The 402-nt window shown below is 70.9% G+C and carries 2 protein-coding genes; both read right to left on the bottom strand.

Going from position 1 to position 402, the window contains the following annotated elements; translation table 11 throughout:
* On the bottom strand, positions 1–116 hold a 116-nt coding region (locus D7Y04_RS46915; protein WP_368666441.1), incomplete at its 3' end, for a beta-ketoacyl synthase N-terminal-like domain-containing protein.
* A 4-nt stretch (positions 117–120) separates the two neighbouring features.
* On the bottom strand, positions 121–402 hold a 282-nt coding region (locus D7Y04_RS43250; protein WP_147477373.1), incomplete at its 5' end, for an acyl carrier protein.

The following is a 402-nucleotide window of genomic DNA, read 5'->3' as shown; positions in this document are numbered from 1 at the left end:
GCCTCGACGCCACGGCGAAGGTTGTCCCAGAACTGCTCGAGCGTCGCGGCCTGGGGGAAGCGGCCGGACATGGCGATGATCGCCACGCCCTCCGGAGAAGGCTCGGACCGCTCCATGTCGTCACTCATGGGAATCCTCCGGATTGCCGTCCGAGTCGGCCTGGGTGGGGCCGGCGCGTCCTCGCCTCCGGGCCTGCTGCCGTTCGAGCAGGGCCCTTCGGGAATCGAAGCGCTCCTCTTCGGCGGCGGTGTCCACGGGCGTGGCCGCGGCCTCGGCGATACGGCGCAGGTGCGCGGCGAGCGCGCTCACGCTCTGGTGCTGGAAGAGCTCGACGAGCGGGAACTCCACGCCCAGCGCGCTCTGGAGCTTGCCGTGGATCTGCACGAGCGAGAGCGAGTTGCC

This window comes from Corallococcus sp. AB038B (assembly GCF_003668955.1).
GTDB classification, from domain to species: domain Bacteria; phylum Myxococcota; class Myxococcia; order Myxococcales; family Myxococcaceae; genus Corallococcus; species Corallococcus exiguus.
The sequence above is the reverse complement of the archived record's forward strand: the minus strand, read 5'-3'. Positions and strand labels throughout refer to the sequence as shown.